This is a genomic window from Dulcicalothrix desertica PCC 7102 (genome assembly GCF_003991905.1).
Taxonomy (GTDB): Bacteria; Cyanobacteriota; Cyanobacteriia; order Cyanobacteriales; family Nostocaceae; genus Dulcicalothrix; species Dulcicalothrix desertica.
Window position 1 is genome coordinate 1 of sequence record NZ_RSCL01000014.1, and the last position, 25,959, is coordinate 25,959.

21 protein-coding genes, 1 tRNA gene and 1 rRNA gene are annotated in these 25,959 nt (G+C 38.3%); 9 read left to right on the forward strand and 14 right to left on the reverse strand.

From position 1 onward, the window contains the following. The 7 genes from DSM106972_RS27105 to DSM106972_RS27135 all read right to left on the reverse strand — a co-directional run. Positions 1–71 (reverse strand): 16S ribosomal RNA (locus DSM106972_RS27105); the annotation flags it as partial. Positions 72–485: 414 nt separating this feature from the next. Further along, positions 486–710 carry a ferredoxin family protein gene (locus tag DSM106972_RS27110; RefSeq protein WP_019492353.1) on the reverse strand — a complete coding sequence of 75 codons (225 nt, stop codon included), beginning with the start codon at positions 708–710 and terminating at the stop codon, positions 486–488. An 86-nt stretch (positions 711–796) separates the two neighbouring features. Next, on the reverse strand, positions 797–2,002 hold the full coding sequence (locus DSM106972_RS27115; RefSeq protein ID WP_127083619.1) for an ATP phosphoribosyltransferase regulatory subunit: 1,206 nt from the start codon (positions 2,000–2,002) through the stop codon (positions 797–799). Positions 2,003–2,005: 3 nt separating this feature from the next. Next, the gene (locus DSM106972_RS27120; RefSeq protein ID WP_127083620.1) at positions 2,006–2,956 is read right to left on the reverse strand and encodes a J domain-containing protein; all 951 of its coding nucleotides are present in this window, start codon (positions 2,954–2,956) and stop codon (positions 2,006–2,008) included. A gap of 86 nt (positions 2,957–3,042) precedes the next feature. Beyond that, a complete protein-coding gene (locus DSM106972_RS27125; protein ID WP_127083621.1) occupies positions 3,043–3,852 on the reverse strand; it encodes an inositol monophosphatase family protein in 810 nt (269 codons plus the stop codon). A gap of 2 nt (positions 3,853–3,854) precedes the next feature. Next, the gene (locus tag DSM106972_RS27130; protein WP_411675338.1) at positions 3,855–4,379 is read right to left on the reverse strand and encodes a thermonuclease family protein; all 525 of its coding nucleotides are present in this window, start codon (positions 4,377–4,379) and stop codon (positions 3,855–3,857) included. A 5-nt stretch (positions 4,380–4,384) separates the two neighbouring features. After that, the gene (locus DSM106972_RS27135; protein ID WP_019492348.1) at positions 4,385–4,753 is read right to left on the reverse strand and encodes a 2Fe-2S iron-sulfur cluster-binding protein; all 369 of its coding nucleotides are present in this window, start codon (positions 4,751–4,753) and stop codon (positions 4,385–4,387) included. Positions 4,754–4,857: 104 nt separating this feature from the next. On the opposite strand from DSM106972_RS27135, the gene DSM106972_RS27140 reads away from it, so the two are divergent. Beyond that, a tRNA-Ser gene (locus tag DSM106972_RS27140) sits at positions 4,858–4,944 on the forward strand. A 365-nt stretch (positions 4,945–5,309) separates the two neighbouring features. Here the strand turns inward: DSM106972_RS27140 and DSM106972_RS51560 are convergent. Continuing rightward, on the reverse strand, positions 5,310–5,453 hold the full coding sequence (locus tag DSM106972_RS51560; protein WP_158632882.1) for a hypothetical protein: 144 nt from the start codon (positions 5,451–5,453) through the stop codon (positions 5,310–5,312). 277 nt (positions 5,454–5,730) lie between these two features. Between DSM106972_RS51560 and DSM106972_RS27145 the strand changes: the two genes are divergently transcribed. From DSM106972_RS27145 to DSM106972_RS27155, 3 genes are all read left to right on the forward strand, one after another. Next, complete coding sequence (locus tag DSM106972_RS27145) at positions 5,731–7,212, forward strand: EAL domain-containing protein (RefSeq protein WP_127083622.1); 1,482 nt, start codon at positions 5,731–5,733, stop codon at positions 7,210–7,212. 135 nt (positions 7,213–7,347) lie between these two features. After that, complete coding sequence (locus DSM106972_RS27150; protein WP_127083623.1) at positions 7,348–8,439, forward strand: M4 family metallopeptidase; 1,092 nt, start codon at positions 7,348–7,350, stop codon at positions 8,437–8,439. Between the two features lie 107 nt (positions 8,440–8,546). Further along, on the forward strand, positions 8,547–8,855 hold the full coding sequence (locus DSM106972_RS27155; protein ID WP_019492345.1) for a protealysin inhibitor emfourin: 309 nt from the start codon (positions 8,547–8,549) through the stop codon (positions 8,853–8,855). 84 nt (positions 8,856–8,939) lie between these two features. Here the strand turns inward: DSM106972_RS27155 and DSM106972_RS27160 are convergent, their stop codons facing one another. Then, positions 8,940–9,869: a cobalamin-binding protein gene (locus DSM106972_RS27160; protein ID WP_127083624.1), complete on the reverse strand. Its 930-nt coding sequence runs from the start codon at positions 9,867–9,869 to the stop codon at positions 8,940–8,942. A 335-nt stretch (positions 9,870–10,204) separates the two neighbouring features. Here DSM106972_RS27160 and DSM106972_RS27165 point away from each other — a divergent pair, with 335 nt between their 5' ends. Beyond that, complete coding sequence (locus DSM106972_RS27165) at positions 10,205–12,193, forward strand: response regulator (protein WP_127083625.1); 1,989 nt, start codon at positions 10,205–10,207, stop codon at positions 12,191–12,193. A 31-nt stretch (positions 12,194–12,224) separates the two neighbouring features. Here DSM106972_RS27165 and DSM106972_RS27170 read toward each other — a convergent pair whose 3' ends face one another. From DSM106972_RS27170 to pruA, 3 genes are all read right to left on the reverse strand, one after another. Continuing rightward, positions 12,225–14,765, reverse strand: a complete 2,541-nt coding sequence (locus DSM106972_RS27170; protein ID WP_127083626.1) for a glycosyltransferase family 39 protein — start codon at positions 14,763–14,765, stop codon at positions 12,225–12,227. Between the two features lie 44 nt (positions 14,766–14,809). Beyond that, positions 14,810–15,244, reverse strand: a complete 435-nt coding sequence (locus tag DSM106972_RS27175) for a GNAT family N-acetyltransferase (RefSeq protein WP_127083627.1) — start codon at positions 15,242–15,244, stop codon at positions 14,810–14,812. A 134-nt stretch (positions 15,245–15,378) separates the two neighbouring features. After that, a complete protein-coding gene (gene pruA, locus DSM106972_RS27180) occupies positions 15,379–18,357 on the reverse strand; it encodes an L-glutamate gamma-semialdehyde dehydrogenase (protein ID WP_127083628.1) in 2,979 nt (992 codons plus the stop codon). 322 nt (positions 18,358–18,679) lie between these two features. Between pruA and DSM106972_RS27185 the strand changes: the two genes are divergently transcribed. Continuing rightward, a complete protein-coding gene (locus tag DSM106972_RS27185; RefSeq protein ID WP_127083629.1) occupies positions 18,680–20,686 on the forward strand; it encodes a tetratricopeptide repeat protein in 2,007 nt (668 codons plus the stop codon). A 35-nt stretch (positions 20,687–20,721) separates the two neighbouring features. Here DSM106972_RS27185 and DSM106972_RS27190 read toward each other — a convergent pair whose 3' ends face one another. Further along, on the reverse strand, positions 20,722–21,252 hold the full coding sequence (locus DSM106972_RS27190; protein ID WP_233787018.1) for a hypothetical protein: 531 nt from the start codon (positions 21,250–21,252) through the stop codon (positions 20,722–20,724). A gap of 163 nt (positions 21,253–21,415) precedes the next feature. Beyond that, positions 21,416–23,041 (reverse strand): DUF3352 domain-containing protein, encoded by a 1,626-nt coding sequence (locus DSM106972_RS27195; RefSeq protein ID WP_127083630.1) that lies wholly within the window; start codon positions 23,039–23,041, stop codon positions 21,416–21,418. A 159-nt stretch (positions 23,042–23,200) separates the two neighbouring features. On the opposite strand from DSM106972_RS27195, the gene DSM106972_RS27200 reads away from it, so the two are divergent. From DSM106972_RS27200 to DSM106972_RS27210, 3 genes are all read left to right on the forward strand, one after another. Next, a complete protein-coding gene (locus DSM106972_RS27200; RefSeq protein ID WP_127083631.1) occupies positions 23,201–23,569 on the forward strand; it encodes a rhodanese-like domain-containing protein in 369 nt (122 codons plus the stop codon). Positions 23,570–24,095: 526 nt separating this feature from the next. After that, the gene (gene hrcA, locus DSM106972_RS27205) at positions 24,096–25,175 is read left to right on the forward strand and encodes a heat-inducible transcriptional repressor HrcA (RefSeq protein WP_127083632.1); all 1,080 of its coding nucleotides are present in this window, start codon (positions 24,096–24,098) and stop codon (positions 25,173–25,175) included. Positions 25,176–25,260: 85 nt separating this feature from the next. Further along, on the forward strand, positions 25,261–25,944 hold the full coding sequence (locus DSM106972_RS27210) for a DUF2834 domain-containing protein (protein WP_127083633.1): 684 nt from the start codon (positions 25,261–25,263) through the stop codon (positions 25,942–25,944). Positions 25,945–25,959 lie beyond the last annotated feature (15 nt).

The following is a 25,959-nucleotide window of genomic DNA, read 5'->3' on the forward strand; positions in this document are numbered from 1 at the left end:
GACCGTTCGACTTGCATGTGTTAAGCATACCGCCAGCGTTCATCCTGAGCCAGGATCAAACTCTCCGTTTTGGATTTAATACCTTAGAAAGTAATGAATTACTTATTACTAGGCATTTGTTTGTTTAGCTCTTTTGTGAAAATTCTTTGAAGAATCCTCATCTTGTTTTGCCGAAGCAAAACTCATTTAATGCATTGCTTTGACGAGGATTGACTTGTTACTTGGCTTTCAAACTATTACTTTTTCTCGGTTCGGTTGTTTGCGGTTTCTTTCTCGCCGCCGACTTATATAAGATAACGAGTCCACAAGAGAATGTCAAGCGTTTTTGGAAAAAAATTCCAATTTTTTTTTTCACGCTGTAAATACTGCTTGCATGCGCCATTTAAACCTTTACACAAAGCTGAAAAAGACACCAATCTATAAATAACCGCTAATCAATAGTCAAGAGTGAACTTGAAATTGATTAACGGCTATCATGTTAGAGGTTATGGTGTTTTTTGTAGTTCTGGACGCTCTTCAGGAAGAATAGCGCCTTCAACTGGACAAACCTGTAGACAAATACCGCAGTCGATACAGGTAGCAAAATCAATCCAGTACCAATCAGTACCTTTGGTATTTTTTCCAGGGCCATCATGAATACAAGCAACTGGACAAGCATTTACGCAGTCAGCAACACCTTCACAGACATTTGTAACAATTGTATGCGGCATAATGTTCCTCTCCGAACTATTTAGGCGATAAAGCTGTACTAAAGCTTTTATACACTAGCAAGATTATGTAAAATCTTGTTCATGTTTTACACCGACTCAATAACGGGTGGAGCATCAGCTTTTATCCAAGCAATCTGCCCAATACCTCGACGTACCGCATACTCTCTAATTGCTTTTTCATCTCGTTCCCCCAAGTCCATCTCAACTCGTACCAAATGCGTGGAGTTACGAAGTTTGGCACTATAAGCAAAAGCTGTATTATACGCTTGTGGACTTAAAGCCACTACCAACCAGTTCGTCGCTGGTGTTGTCTGTGGCAACTGTTGCGACACTGATAATATCTGATATAGACCATCTAGTAAAAAAACAAAACCAATACCAGGAATGTTTTCTGCTTGCGGATGATAAAGCCCTAAAAGATTGTCATAGCGACCACCCCGACCAATCGAAATAGATTGACCGTCTGCATTTGTAACAACTTCAAACACAATACCCGTGTAATAATCAAAAGTCTGAATCAAACTTAAATCAAGAATAATCGAAAAATTCCCACTCGATTCAAGCAACTCAACTAAAGATTTCAACCCATTGACCGCTTCAAGTTGCGCTGGTTCTAATACTAAATTTGCCATCCGAGCAAACACTACCTCTGGGCGCCCACGTAAATCAAGCATCAACCGCGCGCGCTCGTGCAGTTCATCAGTTAAAGGCAGTTCATCAAGCGCTACTCGGTCAAGATTTGCAATAGCATTACGAACACTATCGAGCAACTTAGCAGGAAATGCTTCGAGTAAAGAGCGTGTAATCCCCGCTTCACCCAAAACTAAATGCCAATTGTTTAAACTCAACGCAGCAAGGCTTTCTGATACTAGTAATAGTATTTCCGCATTTGCCAGTAATCCCCTGCTGCCAAGTAACTCAACGCCCGATTGGTAAAACTCTTGCTGCCGATTATGTTTCGATTCTCGTCGCTGAAATACATTTGCATTGTAATACAAACGCTGCGGATATACCGCACCTGCCATACGTGTTACGGCAGTGCGAGCAATCGAAGCAGTTAATTCCGGCCGTAACCCTAACTCTTCCTGTTCATCATTTTGGAGTTTCAGCACCGCGCGGCGCCCAATCGCACCTCCAGCCATCAGCGTATCCATACGCTCCAGCGTCGAAGTGATAATTTGGTGATAGCCCCAACGGTGAAAAACCTGCTGTAACCTATCTTCAATCCAGCGTTTTTGAGCTACATCAAGGGGGAGTAAATCCCTAGCTCCCGCTGCTGGTTGGTAAACCATAAATTATTTTTTCTTCCCACCAAACAAACCACCAAACAAACCGCCCCCGGACTTTTCTGGTTGCTTAGAAGCCTGAGTTGGCGGCGCTGTTTTTACCGCTGTCCCAGACTTCTGCCCCATAACTTGTTCGATTTTGCGTTTACCCTCAGATGCCATTTGGTCATTCGGGTCTAACTGCAAGGCACGGTCAAAATGGACTTTCGCCATTGTTGTTTGATTTTGCTTTAAATAGACCACTCCGATCAAGCTATGACAGCGACTATTATTTGGAGCAAGTTTAATTGCGTCTTGAAGTTCTACCCTTGCTTGTGCGAATTGATTCTTCTTCATTAACTCTTGGGCACGACGCAAATAATTACTAATGCTTGTGTCTTCTTTATTCGCAGCAGTCTGTAAAATTGTTGTATCAGTATTTTCACTATTCTTACTTGTTACTTTAATTGACGCTGGAGTCGGTGGCGCCTTATCAAATTTTTTACCTGCAGTCCGCATCAAATATACTAAATTTAGTTCGCTGACATAACCAATAATCTGTACAGCTTTAGTTAATGAATCATATTGAGTTTCAGCGATTTTTAATATCATTGTTCTATACAGTTGCTCAACGTTAGGAGAACCTGCAAGTTGACGTGCTGGGTCGCTACTCAAATCAACAGAAGCAGACTCTTGCACTAAACGCTTACCTATTTGCGATAACACAACCATGTACTCAGTCCGAGTTCGTTCTTGCGATAACTTTTCGTAAGCAGGATTTACCAGCTTCGACAATAACTCACCTGCCAGTTGCTTTTCTTCAGCACTAGCAGATGCACAGCTATCTGGGTGCAACCGTCGTGCAATGTTTAAGTATCGTTTGCGAATCTCTTTAACATCCGCATCAACCGGAACACATAACACAGCATGGTAGTCTATAGAGTCAAATTTAAATAAACCACGTTCTATTTTTATAGACATATAGCGCCATAAGAAAAAAGTTTACATTAATCTTTCTAGTTTACTTCCCTTCTCCAAAATGGCTATAAATTTGACAGGGTTTATAGCTACCATGCGGATAAAGCAGGCGCCTTCTGAAGCGAATCACTCATTGCATCATGTACACGCCCGTTAGTGGCGAGAATCCTTCCAGACTGGACTTTGAACTCCGAACCATCATACGCTGTAACCTTTCCTCCAGCCTCACGCAGTATAACCACACCTGCCACCATATCCCAAGGTGACAGACCACGTTCCCAGTAACCGTCAACACGTCCGCAGGCTACGTATGCTAAATCAATTGAAGCGGCGCCACTACGTCTAACGCCCTGAGTCAAGTGAGTAAAGTGACAAAACTCTGCGTAATTATTATCAGTAGTTTCACGACGGTCATAAGCAAAACCAGTTACTAATAAACTTTTACTCAATTCCGAGGTGTTAGAAACCCGAATTGGATGACGGTTGCGCGTTGCTCCTAAACCAGTACCCGCACGAAACAGTTCATTATGCCACGGGTCATAAATTACGCCAACTTCAGGTACACCATCAACCAAAAGCCCAATTGAAACAGCAAACATGGGATATTGATGAGCGAAATTAGTTGTACCATCAAGCGGGTCAATTGCCCAAAGGTACTTATCCTTTTGATTTCCCAATTCCCCAGACTCTTCTGAAAGAATCCCATGTTCGGGAAGATGACGCTGAAAATGAGCCAGTATTACATCTTCAGCAGCTTTATCAGCAGCAGTAACTAAATCACCTGGGCGCCCTTTTTCAACAACTGAATCCTCAATTTTACCTAGAAAAGATTGTAAAACGGCGCCAGCAGAGAGTGCCGCTTCTGTAGCAATATCAAGAAAAGTCTGTAAATCTTTCATAATTATCTATTAGCACGCCTAAATTCATATGGAGAAGTACGCAGAGGCTTTTCGGGGTTCCAAATGCCAAGTCCCATTAATCGTGACCATTGTTGAGCGCGTTCGAGTTTTAAGTCATATTTATGGTTTGGGAAGCGCGGAGCATATAAAGCATGACCATCTTTAATCATTTGCTCGTTCAGCAAGATTTTATCCTTCCATACATAAGCAAGAACACGACCAATCTTATCGCGCGCTTCAATATCAAATTCTAAATTGACAGGTGCCTCACCAATCAACGCTTCAAAATGTTCCTTAGCATTACTTCCCCAAGGACGCTGACGCAAGTCGGGAGCATCAATACCTATCAAACGAACTTGAGAAATCAAATTCGGCTGTTCCCCCATTCCCAATACTTCAAAAGTTTGCCCGCTAACCACCCGTACAACTCTAACCTGTATTGGTGTACTTTCAGCTTTTTTCTCTGGCTGACACCCTACAACCAAAAGCAAAAGGCAAACTAAAAGTAATCTTTTAATAATAGTCATGCGTACTAGTCTTCATCTAAAGGTAAACCTGCACGTACTTTACCTTTGGCAAAAAAGCGTCCAAATTGAAGCTCATATACCTCATCCTCATCTTGAGTTTCAACTTCCAAATCAGAACGTGCATAGCTAACACATAACAAAGCATAACCTTTGTTTTGTAGCTCCGGCGATAAGCCTATTGCCTCTGGCTGATGAATATCTCCTGATAATACACGTACTGCACAAGTTGTACAGGCGCCGTTACGGCAAGAAAACGGCAGTGAGTTACCTTGGTGTTCAGCAGTGTGAAGAATATAACGGTCATCGGGAACCTGAAAGGTATGAGTAACGCCTTTTTGGCGGTCATGTACCGTAATGGTGTGTTTTTGCGACATTGTTATCTTAGGTTTTAAGCGATTCTTAGGGAATTTTTGTATTTCAGTCAAAATATTATTGCAGTTTTTTAATTTTAATTGTATAGTAATAACTTGTGACATCTGGAGAGATGGCCGAGTGGTTGAAGGCGCAACACTGGAAATGTTGTTTAGGGGAAACTTTAACGAGGGTTCGAATCCCTCTCTCTCCGTATTATTTATACAATATATCTTGAAACGCTGTAGCACAGGCATCCTGCCTGTGCCGTTAATTATTCGCTGCGTTCTCACCCGCATAGGTTGTAAACCCCTATGCTAATAGCAAAAGTTCTCTTGAAGAGGACTTTAATAATTTTGTTATTTTTGTTACTCTACATTATTTTTTATATAGTTTTTACTTAGACGTGCAAGATAAGCCTCTCACTGGCGCCCAAACGCACCAGGCGGGTATGAGCATAATTGCAGAATTTGTAAATAAAATTACTTGTGGCTTATTATTACCTTTTTGGTAATGTTCCCACTCTTTCAACTGCCCCTTAGCATAATCTAACTCTATTTGTTGAAATATTAACTGAGCTTAACGGCGCCCGGATGGAGTATCAGGCAAACTTAAATCTAACGTTACTTGTTTACCGTTATTCCATTGTTCGGGTAGTAACAAACCAATTAAACCTTGATGAGTTGTGATAGTAATTTGTTCTTTTGTATCTTGTCTGTACATAAAGTTAAAATATGGAATAAACCGTAATTGAGATTATAAACTCATTTTTATTTTTTTGATTCAAATAAGATTGCATATGATTGCATTTTTGCAAATAATGTTAGTCGAATTTAAATCACTATTTAATAAGCCAAGATATTATTGGAACCAAGTATGTTAGATGGTAATAGGTTCGATTTTTTGTCAAGTAGCTTCTTACTAGTTGTACTTTACCCTTTAAGTTTCCTGTGTTAATTAAGAGGGATAGTATAAAATAGTGCTAGCATTTATAAAAGTTATGAATCAATTGCAACATTCTCAACAGCCTACAAGTAAACAATATTTGGGTAATATAAAATTAGACTTTCTTGACGAATCAGAAAAGGTAAGTATTTTTAACCAGCAAGCTAAATATTTACATAGCCATCTAGAGTATTACGAAGACTTTATTGATAAACTGATTGTTAAATTTAAATCTAATCCCCATTCGAGTGCATCAATTACAGCCCTTAATGCGATTGTTGCTGCTTCCGGCGCCTCCAATTGTTTTATACTTCAAAATCATCAATCAACTTGGGGTGTTAAGTCACAAAGTGATTATACTGAGATAAAAGCAGAAGATTGTGAAGATGTTGTAATCCATAGCATCTTACCTATAATTAATGACGAGTATATTTTTAATCCAGCCCAATTTGGTATATATAGTAGGTATAATGATAATCAAGGCGCCTCAAAAGTATTTATAGCATTACCTATAAAAACAGTACCGAAAGCTGAGATAATGGTAGTTTGTGGATTAGTTGTGTCTGAATATTTAACAGAAGTATTCGGTAAAATTATTTCTAGTTTTTATCAAGCTAGTTTATTATATAAGGAAGTCGAACTTCTTGAAGCAAGTATCTTAGATAGCTTAAAGTTTCATTATGGCTTTGTATCATCATCATTGTATCACAAAAGATTTGACTTATTTAGTCAGCGATTAAAACAAATGGTGATGTATTTTGAGCCAGTTTTACATATTGAACCAGAGGATTTATTTATAAGCGGTTGGGAAGCTTTAGCACGCAACCCAATTAATCATACGGCACCTTCAGATTTGTTTACAGCAGCAGAGTTATGGGGTTCTAATTTTACCGTTACGCTTGACAAGTACTTTCTAGATGTTGCTTGTGAACGTTATCGTCATGCTCGAGAATCAGTGCAAAGACGTGCAGGTGATGTTGTTCCCTTATCAGTAAATGTTTACCCAGAGTCGTTAATGCGAATGGAATATTTTGAAACCGTAAGAAAAATCATTAAAGATAAAGTAATATCTCCAAGAAATTTAGTTTTAGAAATTTCTGAAAAAACAGATTTACCACAATTTGCTGATGGAATAAGATTAAAAAATCCACTTCAAAATTTTAAAAAACAATTACTAGAATATGTAAGCAAACTCAAAATTCGCTTTGCAATCGATGATTTTGGTGTTGGTTATGCTTCTGTATCCAGATTAGCAGGTTTAAATCCATCCCATGTTAAAATAGACCGTGAACTTCTTTATAATCATTCCAGCGATATTATTATCCGCTTTGTTCACGATTTAGTTGGAGCAAATAATTTAAACCCTGCTAAAGTTATTGTCGAAGGAATTGATGAAAAGACACCAATTAGTTTACGCTCACTTAGAGAAGTTGGTGTTAGTTATATTCAAGGGCATTTAGTTGGAAAACCTCAACCAGAGGTATATCGTCTTAGTCAAGATAAATATGATGATTTGAGGAAAAGACTTTTACACTGATGGGTCTGACCCCCAAGCGTCTAGTTGAGGTCAAGTTTATAATTACGTTTTCTAACCGAAGCTTGGTATTAGGCGACACCTGTGCGTAAAATCAGGCTGTTAATTTAATTTGGATTATAAGGAGAATTTAATCAAATGGCTAAAAGTAAGAAATTAGGATTTGGTTGGATTGGGTGCCAAAAGCATAAAAATAATACATATTGCTCTATATACTGTGTTGTTCCACCACACATGCTGGAAAATTTAGCAGTTAACGGTAGTGAGCAAATGCGTGACTGGGCATTTCATACATTAAATTTATCATCAGAATTTCGTGGACGGCGCCGAGTTGTTGGTAACGTTAATTTTGCAGTATCACCAGGAGAAAAACGTCGCACTATATTTGATGCTGAAACGGGTCAACAACTTCCAGGTAAGCTGGTACGTTCCGAAGGAGACCCACCAAGTAACGATGAAGCTGTAAACGAAGCGTATGATTCAGCAGGTTCGACTTATGATTTTTTCTACGAGGTATTAGAACGTAACTCGATTGATGATAGAGGTTTACGCCTTGATTCAACGGTACACTATGGCGTCAAGTACGATAACGCTTTTTGGAATGGCGACCAAATGGTGTATGGTGATGGTGATGGCGAAATATTTCAGCGTTTTACTAAATGTATAGATGTTATAGCTCATGAGTTAACACATGGTGTAACGCAATATGAAGCTAGTCTCAAGTATTTTGGTGAATCAGGCGCCTTGAATGAGTCAATGTCAGATGTTTTTGGCGCCTTAGTTAAACAATGGGTGAAAAAACAAACCGCAGACCAAGCAGATTGGATTATTGGTGAGGGTTTATTTACCGAAAAAGTTAAGGGTGTTGGCATTCGCTCAATGAAAGACCCTGGAACAGCTTATGATGACCCAGTTTTAGGCAAAGACCCTCAACCTGCCCACTACAAAGACCTTTACTCTGGTGTCAAAGATAATGGTGGAGTACATATTAATTCTGGAATCCCCAACAAAGCATTTTATTTAGCTGCAACAGCTATTGGTGGTTATGCTTGGGAAAAAGCAGGAAAAATTTGGTATATTGCTTTGCGTGACCGTCTTCGTTCAAGTTCAGATTTTAAAAGTGCAGCACTTATAATATCGCAAGTTGCAGGAGAACTTTATGGAGAAGGCAGCAACGAACAAAAAGCTGTACAAAATGCATGGGAACAAGTAGGCGTATCTTTAAAATAAATCGGAATTGCTAAATTTTATTATTGTGTTTGCTTTGTGTTATTTAGCTGGGAGATAATGAAGCTATCTTCCCAGTTTTTTATCATAAAACACCGTCATAATATAATATGCGAGTTTATTTAGAGCGTACTGGTGGCTTCGCTGGTATGTCAAAAACCACAAAAGTTGATACAACAGCTATTCCCCAAGAAACAGCAAAGCAACTTCCACAACTACTGCAAGACTCAGATTTCTACAACTTGCCTGATTATATCGATTCATCTTCCCCTAAACCAGATAGTTTTTTTTATCGTTTAACAGTAGAAAACAACGGAGAAACTCACACTGTAAGTGTCGGTGAATCCGCTGTTCCGAATAACTTAAAGCCTTTAATTGAATGGGTTAATACTGCGGCAGTAAGTCAAAATTTGAGCTAGGAGGGGCGGGTTTAGCTATATGCTGGTGAAATAGCGAAAATTTAGGTGAATCCGCCCGTACAGAATGGGCGGGTTTAGCTACGTCTAGGATAATATATCCCAAGCTTTTCCTTTATAGCCATATTGAAATATTTCTGGGTGTAATATTTCACCTAGAATTTCCAACGACTCAACTAACCTTGGACCAGGACGGTTGAAGTAAGCATTTCCATCTGTAATATATACCCTTCCAGATTTGGCACAATGTAATTTTTGCCATTCGGGACGACTTGTAAGTAGCTGGGCTTCCGTTCGAGTTCGATTCAAATCAAATCCACAAGGCATGAAAATAACTATATCTGGATTACTTCCTATCAAATTCTCCCACTTTAGTTGAGTAGAGTCTTGACCCGTTACACCAAACAAGGGTTTTCCACCAGCTAATTCAACTAATTCAGGAATCCAGTTTGCAGCTACCATTAGTGGGTCTGTCCATTCAATACATGCCACACTTGGTAACATTTCAGTCGCAGAAAGACCTTTGGTACGTTGTTGAACTATTTTAACGCGCGCTTCTAAATTTTCAATAACTTTGAGCGAATCAACATCGAACACATGTCCTACATTTTCAAGATCAGTCCAAATATCTTTAAGAACACTGGGTTGTAGCGAAATAATTTTTGGTGGACTATTGGTTAAATTTGCAACTGCTTTCTCTACATCGTTCAAACTGACAGCACAGACATCACATTGGTCTTGAGTCACAATGTGGGTAGGCTGTAATTTCTCTAAAATATCTGTTTTAATTTGGTAAATACTCAGAGCATTTTGTAGCAAATTATTGACTTCGGAATGAATCTCTTGACTCTGAGCATTTGTATTTAGTCGTGCTTGGGTGCAAACAGGAAGGTTTTGCACTTCTTCTGGATAGTCACACTCGTGGGATCTGCCAACAATTTTATCTGTAAGTCCGAGCGAAGCTAGTATTTCCGTACCACTAGGAATTAGCGATACGATTCTAACACTTTCCTTCATTGCAACACCTCCACGACAGCTATTGATTATTTAATTGTGGCAAAATTATATCTCTTGTATATCTTTCTTCAGGCATGTTACTTCAAAAATATCAACCTGTGGCGCCGGAATACTATCAAAATCCTAGAAATCGGGTTTTTTAAGTCAGTTTTAATTTATTTTATGTTACTAATTTACTATAAAATTTTTTTGTACTACATACTATTATGGCTTTTTATACAGTATAGTTTTAATGTAATTATTTATACTATCTGTTCGTTAACAAATTATTTTAATGAAGAATTATTAATACAACTTCTAAACTGCTTTATACTATTGTTCCATTGGTGAAAAGCATGGTGTATCAACCAATAAAGATAATATTGTTTGCTTGCGTTGAAGATTCTCGCATCCAATCTAATGTATTGGAAGATATTCTAAAACAAGCAGGCGCCAATAATTACATAGAGATAATAGACAAATACGAGAATTTTAGTAACATTTTATCAACATTAGAAAATAGGCATTTAAATGTTGATGCTGTTATATTAGATTTATATTTTAACAATATTTCTGATTTAAATTATATAAGTCAAATAAATGCTTTTGATAAAAACAAAGGAATTATTGTTATAAGTGATAAAGATGATGATAACCTGTTACAAGCAGCAATTGCAGCAGGAGCAGATGATTATTTAATTACAAGTGAGATAACTCCAAAGTCTTTGCGACGAAGTTTATTACGTGCTGTTGAACAACGCTCTTCAAAATCATCAAAGTTTTTATCTAAAAATGAAGCGCAGTTAAGAGCTATTTTTGAGCGTTCTTCGATTGGAATAGGTTTATTAGATATGAACGCACGGATAATTGATGTAAATCCTGCGCTTTGTCATATATTAGGGTATAAGTACGAAGAAATTTGCTCTAAACAGTTAGTAGATTTTATTTGTGAAGAAGAAATTACGGCAGAAACTAGACTGAATTATCAATTGTTTACAAATAGTCAAGAGCGCTTTGAAATGGAGCGGCAGTTTTTACATAAGGATGGTCGCTTAGTTTGGGCACATCTCAATGTTTCTTTAGTTAACACTACAACAAACGAGGCAAGTTTTTTTCTGGCAATGGTTGAAGATGTTACAGAACGCAAGAGAACTGAATTAAAGCTTAGAGAAAGTAAAGAAGCTGCTGAAGCTGGTAGTAAGGCAAAAAGTGCTTTTTTAGCTACTATGAGTCATGAACTACGAACTCCTTTAAATGCAATTATGGGGTTATCACAATTACTTCAGCAAGAAGTTGTAGGTACTTTAAGTGAAAAACAACATGAGTATATTAATTGTATATACACAAGCGGTGAACATTTGCTTGCATTAATTAATGATATCTTAGATTTGTCAAAAGTCGAAGCGGGTAGAGAAGAATTGATGTTGATTTCTTTATCTATATCCGATATTGTCAGAAACGTTATTTCAACAGTGTTAGAGAGTGCTAATATCAAAAAATTACAAATTGTCGATAATATAGAAGCAGGTTTAGAAACTTGTATTGCAGATGAACGGCGCCTCAAGCAAATGCTGTTAAACTTATTAACAAATGCAATTAAGTTTACTCCAGAAGGTGCAGTATTATTAGAAGTCAAACAAGTAGAGCATGGAATTGCATTTATTGTTACTGATACTGGTATAGGCATAGAACCTAGCAATTTTCAATCATTGTTTGAACCATTTAGGCAACTTGATAATCAACTTAACAGGCAGTATGAAGGTACTGGTTTAGGATTAGCATTAACACGAAAGCTGGCGCGTTTACATGGTGGGGATTTGACGGTAGAATCAACTTTAGGTGTAGGAAGTAGGTTTACTTTGTTACTACCAGCACAAACACAACAAAGCAATGTGCAAAATGACTCAGTTCCTAATGTAACATTGGAATCAGATTCATTAGATGAAGATTACGTTTACCCAAATACATCTTCAGGACAAGCTGTTAAACGCATTTTGTTAGTAGAAGACGATGAGCATACAGCTATATTAATGCAAGATTATTTACAAACAATAGGCTATGAAGTCGAATTGATGCTGACAGCAGAAAGATTTATTACACGAGTTCATATATTTAAACCCAATTTAATTTTACTTGATGTGCATTTACCTGGAGATGTAACCGGACTTGATTTGCTAATAAGTTTAAAGCGACAAAAAGGTTTACAAGAAATTCCTGTAGTTGTAATGACACCAATGGGAATGGGGGATAGGGAAAGATTTTTACAAGCAGGTGCTATGGACTGTTTAAGCAAACCTATCGGTATTTTTCAATTAGAGTCAGTCCTGGTTAAGTATTTAAGTTAAAAATGCTGAGTGCTGAGTGCTGAGTGCTGAGTTAAACAACTAAGTCTTTTAAGTTTTGCCAAGCTTTGATGATGTTGAGTCGCATAAGTGCTGCTACTCCTGCTAATGCTTTAAATTCGCGTTGGTTGGGATTCATTTCTAATGCTGGTTTCAATGCTGCTTCTGCTTGTTTCGGTTGCCAATTATATAGACGTACAAATGCTAGATATGCCCATGCGAATGGATTTTGTGCGTCGATTTGAGTTACTCTTTCTAAAGATGATATGGCGCCTTTTACCCTTCTTTGTAGCACGTCCGCAAGCGCAACTGAATACGCTAAGTCAGAATTGGCGCCTATATGCTCTAATCGATACTCAGCAGCAAGTCGTGCTTGCGACAAGTAATCTTGTATGGGGTCATATTGATTGATACGTGCAACTTCGGCAAATATTTTTTCCACTGCTTCTATACCTTTAGGCAAATTTGCTGACAAATTGTTTAATTGTGTTACTAAATCTAATTCAGGCGTCTGTGTACTTTGAGAGTTGGGGTCAATATTAAAATTAATACCTGGTGTGTAAATTGGATAAGTTTCTCCAGAAATTCTATTTAAGAAGGTCGCTTGGAGAACGTAATTACCTGGTTCAATACCAGCTGGTGGCAACATTGCTGTACGCTCAATTACTTGGAAAGTACCTTCTGGTTTTTTCACTGCTGTATATAAATTTCCCATACCTAATGCATGGTCATGTGAAAAGCTTGTATTTGTATTGATGGTTTTATCTTGCTTGTGCCAAGTCAGTAGTACTAATCCGTTTTTGAATTCGTCCCAAGAACCTGACCATTTGTAGGTAACTGGTATACTCACTCCAGCAGGAGCAGTTTTAGGAAGCGTTACATTCGTTAAAGTTACGGGAACTGGAGCAACACTTTTTTCGCGGTATATATCTAGCGATGAATATTCAAGCGGTCGTGATATGACTTCGACGGATGGAGATTTTCGATGATATAGTCTCAAACTACCGTCACTCAACTGCCATTGTGAGTGCAGTTCAAAGTCAGGTGATGTTTCTACTGCCTGAACAATATCTTTTTGTGATGACGGTACAGAACCTTGTTCACCTGTTTTTGTAATAAACCATGTCAACGAACGAGTATCTTGCTCTATTTGTCTTTTTCTTACTCCTACTTGGCGCCCGTATACTTGAAATTTCGCTAAGGCGCCATAATAATTAAGATTATGTTGGTTTATTTTCGATGTCGAAGGCAACACTCCCAAGGTTGAACGTAAATATGGTTCACTACGGATAATTTCTGCAATTACTTCTTTATGGGGTAATGGATGTTGCGAGTCAGGACGATATTTACCGTTTGGACTCAAAATCGTAATCAGTACTTCAGTACTGCCAACAGGAAACAAATTACACAACATTAGTAAAACTGCTAAACCCAAAGTTCCCCAACGAATACGCTTTCCCAAAATACTTTGAGTTCTCGTCAACCCATATGCCAATAATATAGATAGTACAGGTAAATACGGTACTATATAGCGTTCATCTTTATTGACATTTAAAGAAGTCAGCAAATATCCAGCTACTATAAATATACTTAACCAACGTAACGAATAGCCTATTTTCTGCCTCTCTGAGTCTTTAATACTTTTTTCTGCAAATCTTGCCCAGTAAAGTAATAAACAGAATATGGGTACTAGTAATAAAGGTAATGATATTTGATATGGTAATTGCTGCCAGTAAAAAATCCAAGCTTGGAGCGTATTTAACGGTGGGTCTCCTTCTGCAATTGCTGAGTCAATAGTTGCACGTTTCCCTGCTGTCAAAATTATCAACCAGTTAGTACGGTACCAACCAGCAAATATCAAGCTAGATACCCAGATTCCACCAGCTAATTCGATTAATTTACGCCACTGATGCTTACGTAAGGCGCCAATTGCTATCCATATAATTGGAACAATTAGAAATAATAGCGTAGTTTGTTTGATTAATAATGCGAATCCGAGTGAGGCGCCAAATAAAACGACTTTACACCAGCTTTTAGCAAGCGATAAAATAGTTACTTTCTCCGATTTTGATGGATGATTCCACCAAGTCAAGCAAAAGAAACAAAAAGTAACAGCCGCAGCAACAGGGTAATCTAAAAGAAATTGAAGTCTGAGTCTATATAGTCCAGGTAAAAGTTGACATAAAGCAGCAGCCCAAAGTCCAATAGTGGCATCAAATAATACTTTACCTAAACTGTATACAGAAACAATTAATACTGCGCTGAACAGCAGCATTACTAACATAGCTTGGTCTTGTCCGGCGCCGAAAATGATTTGTGTGAAGCCTGTAATAATATAAGTGAGCGGTGGAATTTTTGAAGATAGTAGCCAGAAGCTTTGCCACCATTCACTATTGTCCAAATCAATATTTTGTAATGCGCGCAAATAATTTAACGTTCCCGTCAAATATTCACATTGGTCCCATCCTGGAATTGAGGTGTCTAATGATAACCATACTCGGTCACAAATGGCGCCTAAACCCCAAATAATTACCAATATTAAGGCATTTCTAGGAATCACAAAACGTTTAATCACTTTGTACCTTTTAACTTTCACTCAGCACTCAGCACTCAGCACTATTAAATAAATTTTCTCATTTTTACATGACGAATGCCCGCTTCTTCAAAGACATCACCTTCAATTTGAAATCCGATTTGTTCATGCAAATTTTTAATATATTCTTGCGCGTGAATTACAACTTCAGGTATATTTTTACTCTTAATAATGTCTAAAGCGTGTAACATTAGTTTCTTTCCAATTCCGTATCCTCGTGCTGTTTCTAACACTGCTAATCTTTCGATTTTAGCAAGATTGGTGCCTAAATATCGAATTCTAACAGTACCGATAAATGTTTCGTTTAATGACGCAATTAATCGGTCGGAAGTTTCGTCTTTACCGTCGAAATCTAATTTGGCGTCAACCCCTTGTTCTTTTTGAAACACTATTTCTCTAATTTGGCGAATTGCTTCAAATTCTTGGGGGGAATTTGCTTGTTTGATGATGATGTTGGTCATTTGTGCTGAAGGGGATGTTAAATGTTTGTAAACCCGCCTTGTGATGGGGGCGGGTTTGGGGGGCGGGTTTGGGGGATGTTAGTATTTATTGGAGGGTATGAGTTAACCCGCCCCTACGGTAATGGGGATGTTTGTTAATCTGCTCCTTCTATTGGTGCGAAACCTTGACGTTGAATGTTTTCGGTTACGGTTTTTGGTTCTAGGAATTGTAACAGGTAATCGGGACCTCCTGCTTTGGAACCAACTCCAGAAAGTTTGAATCCTCCGAAGGGTTGTCTTGCTACTATTGCTCCTGTGATGGTGCGGTTGATATATAAGTTTCCTACTTCAAAGTCGGTTTGTGCTTGTTCGATATGTGAAGGTGTACGGGAGTATATTCCACCTGTTAAAGCATAGTCGGTACCGTTGGCTATTTGTAATGCTTTTTGGAAATCTTTGGCTTTGATTACTGCTACTACTGGGCCAAATATTTCTTGTTGGGCGATGATACCATTAGCTGGTACGTCTTTAAAGATGACGGGACCTATGTAGTATCCATTATCCGGCGCCGTCATTTCTAGTGCGATGCTCGATTCGGTTTTACCTTTTTCGATATATTCTAGGATACGCGCTTGAGCATTTGCGTCGATGACTGGGCCAACTTGGGTACTTGGCAATTCTGCAGCGCCGATGTTTAATGATTTTGTGGCTTCAACAAATCGCTGTACAAAGGTTTCGTATACAGGTTCTAGGACTATAACTCGTGAACATGCAGAACACTTTTGTCCACTATAACCAAATGCTGATTGTACAACACCAACGACGGCTGCGTCTAAGTCGGCACTTTCATCGACAATAATGGCGTTTTTACCTCCCATTTCAGCAATAACACGCTTCATGTGCTTTTGCCCAGGTTTTACAATTGCAGCGTCTGCGTATATACGACACCCTACTTCTTGTGAACCAGTAAAAGCAATGATGTGTGTACCTATATGATTGACTAAATAGGCGCCAACTTTAGAACCTTTACCAGGTAAATATTGAAATACACCTTTGGGTATTCCTGCTTCAACCATAATTTCGGCGAATTTAGCAGCTATTACCGAAGATGTTTCTGCTGGTTTGAGTATGGTTGAATTTCCTGCTACTAATGCAGCTAATGTCATTCCTGCTGCTATGGCAAGTGGAAAATTCCACGGTGAAATAACTACTGCAATCCCACGTGGTTGGTATATATATTTATTTGTTTCACCTGCAATGTCATAATTAACACCTTTATCTAACCGCTCCATTTCTAGCGCGTAATAGCGGCAGAAATCAATTGCTTCTGAAACCTCACCGTCAGCTTCTCGAACAGGTTTACCGACTTCTAAGACTATCCATGCTGATAATTCTGGGCGCCGATTTTCCATTAAATCTGCTGCTTTCCGCAATATTGCTGCACGCTCACTTACGGGTGTTTTTCGCCACACTTTAAATGCATTTGCGGCAGCTTTCATTGCTGCTTCAGCTTGTTCAACGCTGGCAAGTCCAATTTTACCAACAACTTCACTCTTGTTAGATGGGTTTACCGAGTCAACAACTTCGTCGGTTTGCACGTACTCACCGTTAATTAAAGGTAAATAAGTTTTTCCTAAGTTGTTCTTAACTTTAGTTAAATCTGATGACGCGCGTGTTCTCGTATCTACAAGAGAATAGTCTGTATCTGCGGCGCCAACAAATCCGTTTGTATTGACGTTATGTAAAGTGTCTTTCTCTGGGTTAACTTTAGGAGGTGCAAGTAATTCGGATGCTGGACGGTTTTCCATGTTTTGGCGTAGAAACGAACTATTCGCAGTGTTTTCTAATAATCTACGAATTAAATACGCCATTCCTGGGAGTAGCTCTCCATAAGGGCAATAAACTCTGACTCTATAACCTTTATCAACGAGGGATTTTGCGATTTTATCCCCCATCCCGTAAAGAACCTGCATTTCAAAGCTGCGTTTCTTCACACCCAAGCTTTCGGCAATAGCTATCGCGCGTGCTTGCGAGCGAACGTTATGACTACCGATAGCAGCATATATATATTGATGATTTTCTAGCAACAACTGAGTTATAGCCTCAAAATTGGCATCGGTTGCGGCTTTATCGTTGTAAACTGGTTGCTGCCAATGCTTTTGCATCGACTTTATCGTTTCTTGATCCCAATAAGCGCCTTTAACTAAACGAATTGTAACCGGATATCCTCGCTGTTTTGCCCAAGCGATTAAATCACGTGCATCTTGCTCACTGTCACGAAGGTAAGCTTGAAGCGTCATCCCCACATCAGTTCGGGTACGAAACTCATCTTCCATCAAAATCTTCTTGAGGATACTAAAAGTAATATCCTTATAAGCGTACTGTTCCATATCAAAGTGAACAGAGGCGCCGAATTCTGCTGCACGTCGTAGTAAAATACGTATACGCTCACTAACTTTTTCTTCGCTACCCGTAGCATCCAACGGGTCAAACTGCGAGTAAAACGCGGTTAATTTTACCGATACTTGTACCTGGGGTATTGAGACTCCATCAGCTTCGTCAATTAATGGAACTTTATTCCAACTCTTAGACGCTTGGGTTAACTGCTGCATCAAGTCGATGTAACGCTCAAGATACGATTGAGCTTCGGTTTCGGTAATAACTGCTTCACCGAGTAAATCTACAGTGAACGCCATTTTATCTTTACGTAAGCGTTCAATCGTTTTCAACACCTGCTTGGTGTTTTCACCAGAAATATACTTGTGCGCTAATGTTTCGGTAGCTGTAATAACTGTAGTTGCTGCTAACTGACCTGGCGCCGAATTAGGATTAGCAAAGTTTAACATCCCTTTGAGCGCAGCAGGTAGTTCTACCGACTCATCACCAAGATATTCCTGTAAATGCGCGGCAATTTCAGATTTATCGTGTAAAGCAGGTAGAGTATCAATAAAACGAAATAGCTGCACCCGTAAACCGGGATTACTCATTGCCCAAGCTAGCAATTTATCATCCCAACGCATCTGGTCGCGGAGATTTGCCAAAAATGAACGATTTTCTTGGGTAGCTGCGAGAAGCGAAAGAGCAATTTCTTGAGTTTTAATCTCGTAATTGCTTGTTTGTGCTTGTAAAACCACTTTTGTACAGACTCCTGTATTTGGGCTAAGACTTTGTATATTAAAGCTTGTTCTTCTATTTTGGCTTCTTCATCGATTTCCCACCACGGTTGTTCAAGAAAAATAATCTTACTGTTTTTCTCATGTCCTTTAAGTAAAAACTCTATTGACATTGTGTAAATAAAGACTTAATCCCCCCTAACCTCCCTTAATAAGGGGGGTTAGGGGGGATTTTATACTTTCTAAATTATTAAATCAAATGTTCATTAAAACACACTCCAATAATTTGATTCTATTAGAGTTTCTTAAAATAAGAAAGGAAGTAACTATATAGATATTACCAATGTCTCAACTCTTAGGTTTGCGCTACCGAATTATCCAAGTATTGAGTCAAGATAAAGTGGGTGAAAACTATATTGTCGCTGATATAGACGAGAAAAATTCCACCTATTATATATTTAAAAAGATATTCATACATAATTCAAGCGAGCAAGAATTAAATGATGTAATGAGTTCGCTGAATAAAGAAATCCAGACTTTGCAGGAAATCGCACGGAAACATGATAGAATTCAGCAAATATTCACTTATTGGATAGAAAGTAAAGAAGTTTGTTTGTTAAAAGAGTTTATTCGAGGTAATTCTCTTAGTCACAAAATAGAGCAGCAAATACACTCAACTGAAGAAGAGATAGTAAATATTTTTTTGAGTTTACTAAAGATTTTAGTATATGTACATGGTCAAGGGATAATTCACCGTAATATTAAACCAAGTAACATTATTCAACGCGAGTTAGATAAGGAGTATGTATTAATTGATTTTGGTAGTAATGAAGCAGCTATTAATTATAACCTTGGTATTTCTGAGTATATGCCAATGGAACAGTATCATGGCAGTACACAATTTAATAGCGATATTTACTCTCTAGGTATAATTGCTATTTCGATGTTAACTAATTTACCAGCAAGTGAAATTACGGGAATTAATAGTCCTAGAAATTTTATCACAGGTGAAATCCGCTGGCGCCATCGCAGTCCTAAAGTTAACCGTAGATTAGCGCATGTTATCAATAAAATGGTTAAGCTCGATTATCGACGTCGTTATCAATCTGCTCTTGATGCTTTGATTGATATTAGACCGTTACAAGATAAGTATTTTAGTATTAAAGAAGAACGTAAAGCACAAATTCATTTAATTTTACTTGTAGGCGCCGCAAGCTTTATAATTGTAGGAATAATTAGCTGGATTCTTATCCAACCTAGAGATATTGGTCAAGCTGAAGAATTTTACAAACAAGGTATAAATCAATACGAGGCTCAAAATTATCAAGCTGCAATTACAAACTTTAACGAAGCAATTGATATAAACTCCAATTATGCAGCAGCATATAATCGACGCGGAGATTCATATTACCGCTTAGGTGATTATAATAAGTCTGTAGTAGATTCTAGTGCAGCAATTCAACTTAACCCTAAAGACGCAAACTCTTACTACGACCGTGGTTTTAGTCTTTATTCGTTAGGTGATTATATCGGCGCCATTACCGATTATAATCAAGCGATTAAACTTGATGCAAAAAATAGCGAATTTTATTATGCGCGTGGACTTGCACGTAATAAAATCAAAGACAGGCAGCGTGCGTTCGAGGATATGAATAAAGCTATTTCGCTCAACCCTGAACTTGTTGTAGCGTATGTCGAGCGTGCAAAAATGTTTCGTAAACAGGGTAATAAGCTTGATGCTGGTAAAGATTTTGACCAAGCAGTAGCACTACAATCAGAAAATGCGGAATTATATTATGAACGTGGTTTAAATTACTACGAGCTAAATCAAAAACAAGCAGCTAAGAAAGATTTTACCAAAGCTATTGAAATAGATGCTAAGTACATCAAAGCATATTTAGCACGAGGTGATGTATATAGTGATTTAGCCGACCCTGAAAAAGCTTATAACGATTATAGTCAAGCATTGTCACTCAATCATAAATATCCTGATACCTATATTCATTGGGGTAACTTTCGCTTGAAAAATAATGATGTCACAGGCGCCTTTGCTGATTTTAACAAAGCTATTGCATTAGAATCAGATAATGCATCAGCTTATAGTTACCGAGGAAACGCGAATCTTGAACGTGGTTTTTGGCAAGATGCGATTAAAGATTATACAAAAGCTATTAGTATAAATTCTGAGTATGCTTTGGCTTATTATAATCGAGGATTAGTGTTTACTGATTTGGGAAAGGTTGCTAAGGCTATCACTGATTTTAATAAGGCTGCACAGTTATTTCAAGATAAAGGTGAGAAGGGTAGTTATAATGATGCAAAAGCTAGATTGAAAGAATTGGGTGTTTGATAGGGACGGGCAAGGATGCCCATCCCACAATATAATTAAGGTTGTTTTACAGTTAAGGTATAATTTAGTTTGGCGCCTGGGTTAAAAGTACCCACCCATACTTTGTAACTTCCTTGTTTCAATTGGTTTAATGCAACGCTGGCATCTTTACGTCTACCAGTGTCGTCACCGCAGTAAATTTTACCGTCTGGCGCCTGAACTAAAAGTGTGGTATCTGAACCATCACTATCTACAGAAATTCTTAAATTAGAAAAATCTTTTTGTAAAACTACTATATGGTCGGGTGTTGGGTCGGCAAACCCAATACAAGCTTTGTTGTTGGCATCGCGGTTGGTTATTGCAGATAGCGAATAAGAACCACCTGTATACCCTGATAATGAAGCAGTGGTGCTATCAAAACCTGGCGCCAAACTAATTGTACCAAAGTTTGCCGTATCAGCCATTACTGGAAGTGAGCTAATGACCGTAAGTATACCCAAAAACCATCCGCCTTTTGACCAAGCATTCCTAGGCAGGAATTGCTTGATTCGCGAGGCTGACAATAGTCGATATTGACGTTTGTTCATAGCAGCCCTTCAACGGTGTATGAGTAAAGTTATATACATATCATAACTAGAAGACACCTTGAAGAACTTAAGGGTTGTGTCAGATATTAATCTGTCACAATGTAGAGACGCGTTCACGTAGTGTCCCGCAGGGAATAATCGCGTCTCTACCGTGTCTCTACATTTATTCTTCAAGTTGAAAAAATATATCACCTTTGAGTGAGTTAGCATCATCACCGTAGTTAGTGATGGTTAATGAATGCAAATTGTTGAAGAAAGGTTTTGCGACTACTTTGAGCAGTTTGAGTACAGGTAGCTGACGCTCTAAGATACCCTGACTCGCTGCCCAATCAATGTATACATAGCCAGCGTTTGTTTCAGCAAGCGCAGCGATACAATTCTTAAAATTGCGGTTTTCTAATAATGTATTATCCTTGATTGAGAGAACTTCGTACATAGTCTCTAAGGATGAAGTGAAAATTTCATAGTTATCTAAAGTTGTATGTACTCCGTAAGCTTTTGCTTCGATACTAAAAGATGGTTTAGTACCATTTTTACTGGAGTTGGCAGCTTTTAACTGTGTCCAAGCAACAATATGTTGGTCAAGTAGGTTGAACTCTGTAACGCTTAACCCGTTTTTAGTTGCTATTGCATCGAGTTTTGCGATACCCTCTTGTGTAGAAGGCGCCTTTTCGGTAACAAAAACCCATTCAGGTGATTGTTGAGGTGATGATATCAAGCCAATAGCATATTCACCTTGTACCCAATCAAAGATATCTTTCGGTAAGTCTATTCCCCAACGCTTTTCAACTTTGAAGTCTTGTTGTACAATATCGTTGATATTATTAAGCTTAATTTCTAACGCACTTCTTAGTTGTTGCCAAAATAAAGCCAAATTACTTTCGGGTAAAGTGCTTAAGTTTTTACTGCCAACAGCAATACCAACGTTTGCTGGAATATATTTGAGCGCATTTACAGGTTTTGACAATAACTCTAACGGCGCCTTCAATTCTTGAGTTGGTAGTGCTACTGTTTGAGCAAGCAAACCTTTAGAAACTGGCGCCAACGTTACAAGTTGTTCATCAAAGTTTTGTATAGGTAACTTCAAACCAAGCCATTCTGCCACAATTGGAAGATTTAAAAATGCTGCACCATAAGATTTTGCTGATATTTGACTAATATCTTGATATTTCTTTGACGAAGTTAAACTTAAATCGGGTGCTTGAGCATTATTTATCGCTTCACGCAGCACTTTGGGGTCGTTCGCAAACAAAACATATTTGTCACCAACTACCGCACCCGCTAACGTTCCCTTACCTTTTGAAGCATCAGAGATAACTTTTATACCTGCAAACTCTTCCACACTTAAGTCGGCGCCAGCTAAAACTCGTTTCGAGAAAAATAACTGCACAAACTCGCGGCTTTTTTCTGGTGATTTAGTTGCCATTGCGAGCAAATATCCAGGTGACTTACCGTTATCGGGGTCACGGTCAAAATCTAAGCTAGTGACAGCAAGTGTAACTTCGTTTCCTAACCAAGGTTGAACATCTTTACGAAAATCAATGCCAGAATTTTTGAAAAAATCGCTTTTTAAAAACGAGTTGTCACCTTTATCTAACGACTGTAACTTTTCTGGATTCAATATAGATATCATTACAGGCGCCTGCTTTGATACGAATATTGCTGCGGATGCTTCTGTTACACTTGCTTTACCAAATGGACTTGCTGCCAATACAGAAGCACAGCATGTCACATTCAAAAGCAGCACAATCAAACTTACTGCAAAAAGACGAAGGAATGATTTCGTCATATATTCTATTACTCAATGCCAACAACTTTAGGTTAAAGGGGAAAGGAAAAAGGGGAAAGGGGTATTTAAAGCAGAAAATGTAGGGGGAAGATACGAAATAACAAAGCTCTTTGTGTAAAAATAAGAAATATAGTGGTTAATAAAAAGTTAAGTAACAAGATGGCGCAATATCCAGACTCACCCCTTTCTAGTAAACAACCTCAAGTTAGCGTCGAACAATTACAAGAACGCTTGTTATCAGGCGCCGACAAGATTCAGCTGATTGATGTTCGTGAACCTCAAGAAATAGATATCGCTCGAATTGAGGGTTTTGTCAACTTACCTTTGAGTGAATTTGCAGCTTGGGGAGAGCAAATTCATACACAATTTGATTGCGAATCGGAAACCCTTGTGCTGTGCCATCATGGTGTTCGTTCCGCTCAAATGTGCCAATGGCTTGTAAATCAAGGTTTTACCAATGTAAAAAATATTACAGGTGGGATAGCAGCTTATTCCAGCTTAGTTGACCCCTCTATTCCTCAATACTAATGATTTTATCGACGTTATACTTATGTAATATTTACCTTTAGACGGTTATACCCAGCATTATTACTGAGGCAGCAAGCATAAACAGACGTGTATTTTAGTATTTAACAATACAGCGTTTTGTAACTACTTATGAAATTATATATAGTATATCAACGAATAAAGTCTCAATTAGCACAATTAAATAGCAGTAAGTAAAAAGACCTTACTTTCAGTAGATGGTCATTTATTCATCTATATATGTAGATTAAACTTAGGGGCTAGTAAAGCTGCTGCATCTACTAGTACTGATAAATAACCCAGTGGCATGGTATTACAGTATACATGATATTGTAGTAAAAACTAAATTACTATATACAAATGTAACTTTATTTAACTTTTCTTAAAAATCGGGGATAGATTTGGTATCTTTCTTAATAAAATATTAATCTTGGGATTAGTATTTTAGATTCTACGTACCCGAATATTGTCAGATAGATTTAAGCTTTAAAACTTTTTAATTAAGATTTGCCTTCAGTAAACACATCCTATGCCAGTTCAATTAACAAATCGACAACAGCATATACTTTGGGCAACGGTGCGACACTATATTGCCACAGCCGAGCCAGTTGGTTCAAAAGCCTTGCTAGAAGAGTTTAATCTTGGTGTTAGCTCTGCGACAATTCGGAATGTGATGGGGGTGCTTGAGAAAGCTGGGTTACTGTATCAACCACATACCTCAGCGGGTAGAGTCCCTTCAGATTCAGGATATCGAATTTATGTAAACAATTTAACGGCGCCAAGTGAAGCGATAACTTTGCAAGTTGAGCAAGCGCTGCAAACACGTTTGAAGTGGGAAGATTGGAGTTTAGAAGCGCTATTGCATGGTGCAGCGCAAATTCTTTCGACTTTGAGCGGTTGCATAACATTAATTACGATGCCACAAAATGGCGGCACCGTGTTGCGTCATTTGCAGCTGGTGCAAATTGAAGCTGGGAAAGTAATGTTAATAGTGGTGACAGAGGGGTATGAGACGCACTCCACTTTATTAGACATACCACCAGCACCAGATGGAAGCAAGCGTGATGCGGAGTTAATAGACCGTGAGTTGCAGATAGTTTCTAATTTCTTGAATAGTCATTTGCGTGGAAAAAGTACGCTTGAGTTAGCAAACCTCGACTGGACACAACTCGACCGCGAATTTCATCATTACGGAGAATACTTAAAAACATCGCTCTCAGAATTAAACCATCGTAAAGTTGCCTCTGAACGTACACAAATTATGGTGCGTGGAGTTTCTGAGGTATTGCGTCAACCTGAATTTTCGCAGTTACAGCAAGTACAAACGATTATTCAGCTTTTAGAAGAAGAACAAGAGCAACTTTGGCGCCTAATTTTTGAAGAAACCGACGGATTAGAAGAACCAGGTAAACCAAAAATTACAATTCGCATTGGCGCCGAAAATCCATTAGAACCAATACGTGGGTGTACATTAATATCATCTACCTACCGACGCGGTTCTGTACCAGTTGGAAGTATAGGAGTACTTGGTCCCACAAGATTAGATTACGAAAATGCAATTGCGGTAGTAACTGCTGCCTCAGAATATCTCAGCGAAGCGATTAGTTAGTGTAGGGTGGGCAGTGCCCACCATACCAATAAAAATATCACCTAAGATAGATAAGCTGTTGTAACCAACAAGTATTATCTATAATATGCTAAGAAAAATAACATTTTGGTTAATCTGGCTAGGATTTACCACCTACGCCTTTATATTCGCACCTCCTGACCAACCCGACACATTTGAGTTAATCAAAAATCTATCGACTGGTCAATGGGAAGGAATCAATCCTTTGGTAATTGCTTTATTCAACATCATGGGAGTATGGCCCATGATTTATGCGTGTTTGGTATTTATTGATGGTAGAGGACAAAAAGTCGCAGCTTGGCCATTTGCAACGTTTTCATTTGGAGTCGGCGCCTTTGCATTACTACCCTACCTTGGTTTGCGTACACCAAACCCCGAATTTATCGGTCAGAAAAATGCTTTGATTAAAATATTAGACTCTCGTATCACAGCAATTTTACTATCTGTTGGTGCAATTATTCTAGTTTTTTATGGAATTAGCCAAGGTAACTGGGGTAACTTTGTACAGCAATGGCAAACAAGTCGGTTTATTCATGTTATGAGTTTAGACTTTTGCTTGCTGTGTTTGTTGTTCTCTAGTTTAGTTGAAGACGATATGGCACGTCGGGGAATGACAGATAATAAAGGATTATTTTGGTTAACCGCATTAGTTCCGTTATTCGGCGCCTTGATATACTTATGTATAAGAAGACCTTTACCCGAAGTCGGTAGGAGCATTAATCAAAGTCAACAAAAACCAGCTACAACATAAAATAAATATAAAATC

What these genes read in the sequence shown, in the direction of transcription:
- DSM106972_RS27110 (WP_019492353.1), bottom strand. Translation starts at nt 710, where the DNA reads ATGCCGCATACAATTGTTACAAATGTCTGTGAAGGTGTTGCTGACTGC.
- DSM106972_RS27115 (WP_127083619.1), bottom strand. Translation starts at nt 2,002, where the DNA reads ATGGTTTACCAACCAGCAGCGGGAGCTAGGGATTTACTCCCCCTTGAT.
- DSM106972_RS27120 (WP_127083620.1), bottom strand. Translation starts at nt 2,956, where the DNA reads ATGTCTATAAAAATAGAACGTGGTTTATTTAAATTTGACTCTATAGAC.
- DSM106972_RS27125 (WP_127083621.1), bottom strand. Translation starts at nt 3,852, where the DNA reads ATGAAAGATTTACAGACTTTTCTTGATATTGCTACAGAAGCGGCACTC.
- DSM106972_RS27130 (WP_411675338.1), bottom strand. Translation starts at nt 4,379, where the DNA reads ATGACTATTATTAAAAGATTACTTTTAGTTTGCCTTTTGCTTTTGGTT.
- DSM106972_RS27135 (WP_019492348.1), bottom strand. Translation starts at nt 4,753, where the DNA reads ATGTCGCAAAAACACACCATTACGGTACATGACCGCCAAAAAGGCGTT.
- DSM106972_RS51560 (WP_158632882.1), bottom strand. Translation starts at nt 5,453, where the DNA reads ATGTACAGACAAGATACAAAAGAACAAATTACTATCACAACTCATCAA.
- DSM106972_RS27145 (WP_127083622.1), top strand. Translation starts at nt 5,731, where the DNA reads ATGAATCAATTGCAACATTCTCAACAGCCTACAAGTAAACAATATTTG.
- DSM106972_RS27150 (WP_127083623.1), top strand. Translation starts at nt 7,348, where the DNA reads ATGGCTAAAAGTAAGAAATTAGGATTTGGTTGGATTGGGTGCCAAAAG.
- DSM106972_RS27155 (WP_019492345.1), top strand. Translation starts at nt 8,547, where the DNA reads ATGCGAGTTTATTTAGAGCGTACTGGTGGCTTCGCTGGTATGTCAAAA.
- DSM106972_RS27160 (WP_127083624.1), bottom strand. Translation starts at nt 9,869, where the DNA reads ATGAAGGAAAGTGTTAGAATCGTATCGCTAATTCCTAGTGGTACGGAA.
- DSM106972_RS27165 (WP_127083625.1), top strand. Translation starts at nt 10,205, where the DNA reads ATGGTGTATCAACCAATAAAGATAATATTGTTTGCTTGCGTTGAAGAT.
- DSM106972_RS27175 (WP_127083627.1), bottom strand. Translation starts at nt 15,244, where the DNA reads ATGACCAACATCATCATCAAACAAGCAAATTCCCCCCAAGAATTTGAA.
- DSM106972_RS27185 (WP_127083629.1), top strand. Translation starts at nt 18,680, where the DNA reads ATGTCTCAACTCTTAGGTTTGCGCTACCGAATTATCCAAGTATTGAGT.
- DSM106972_RS27190 (WP_233787018.1), bottom strand. Translation starts at nt 21,252, where the DNA reads ATGAACAAACGTCAATATCGACTATTGTCAGCCTCGCGAATCAAGCAA.
- DSM106972_RS27195 (WP_127083630.1), bottom strand. Translation starts at nt 23,041, where the DNA reads ATGACGAAATCATTCCTTCGTCTTTTTGCAGTAAGTTTGATTGTGCTG.
- DSM106972_RS27200 (WP_127083631.1), top strand. Translation starts at nt 23,201, where the DNA reads ATGGCGCAATATCCAGACTCACCCCTTTCTAGTAAACAACCTCAAGTT.
- hrcA (WP_127083632.1), top strand. Translation starts at nt 24,096, where the DNA reads ATGCCAGTTCAATTAACAAATCGACAACAGCATATACTTTGGGCAACG.
- DSM106972_RS27210 (WP_127083633.1), top strand. Translation starts at nt 25,261, where the DNA reads ATGCTAAGAAAAATAACATTTTGGTTAATCTGGCTAGGATTTACCACC.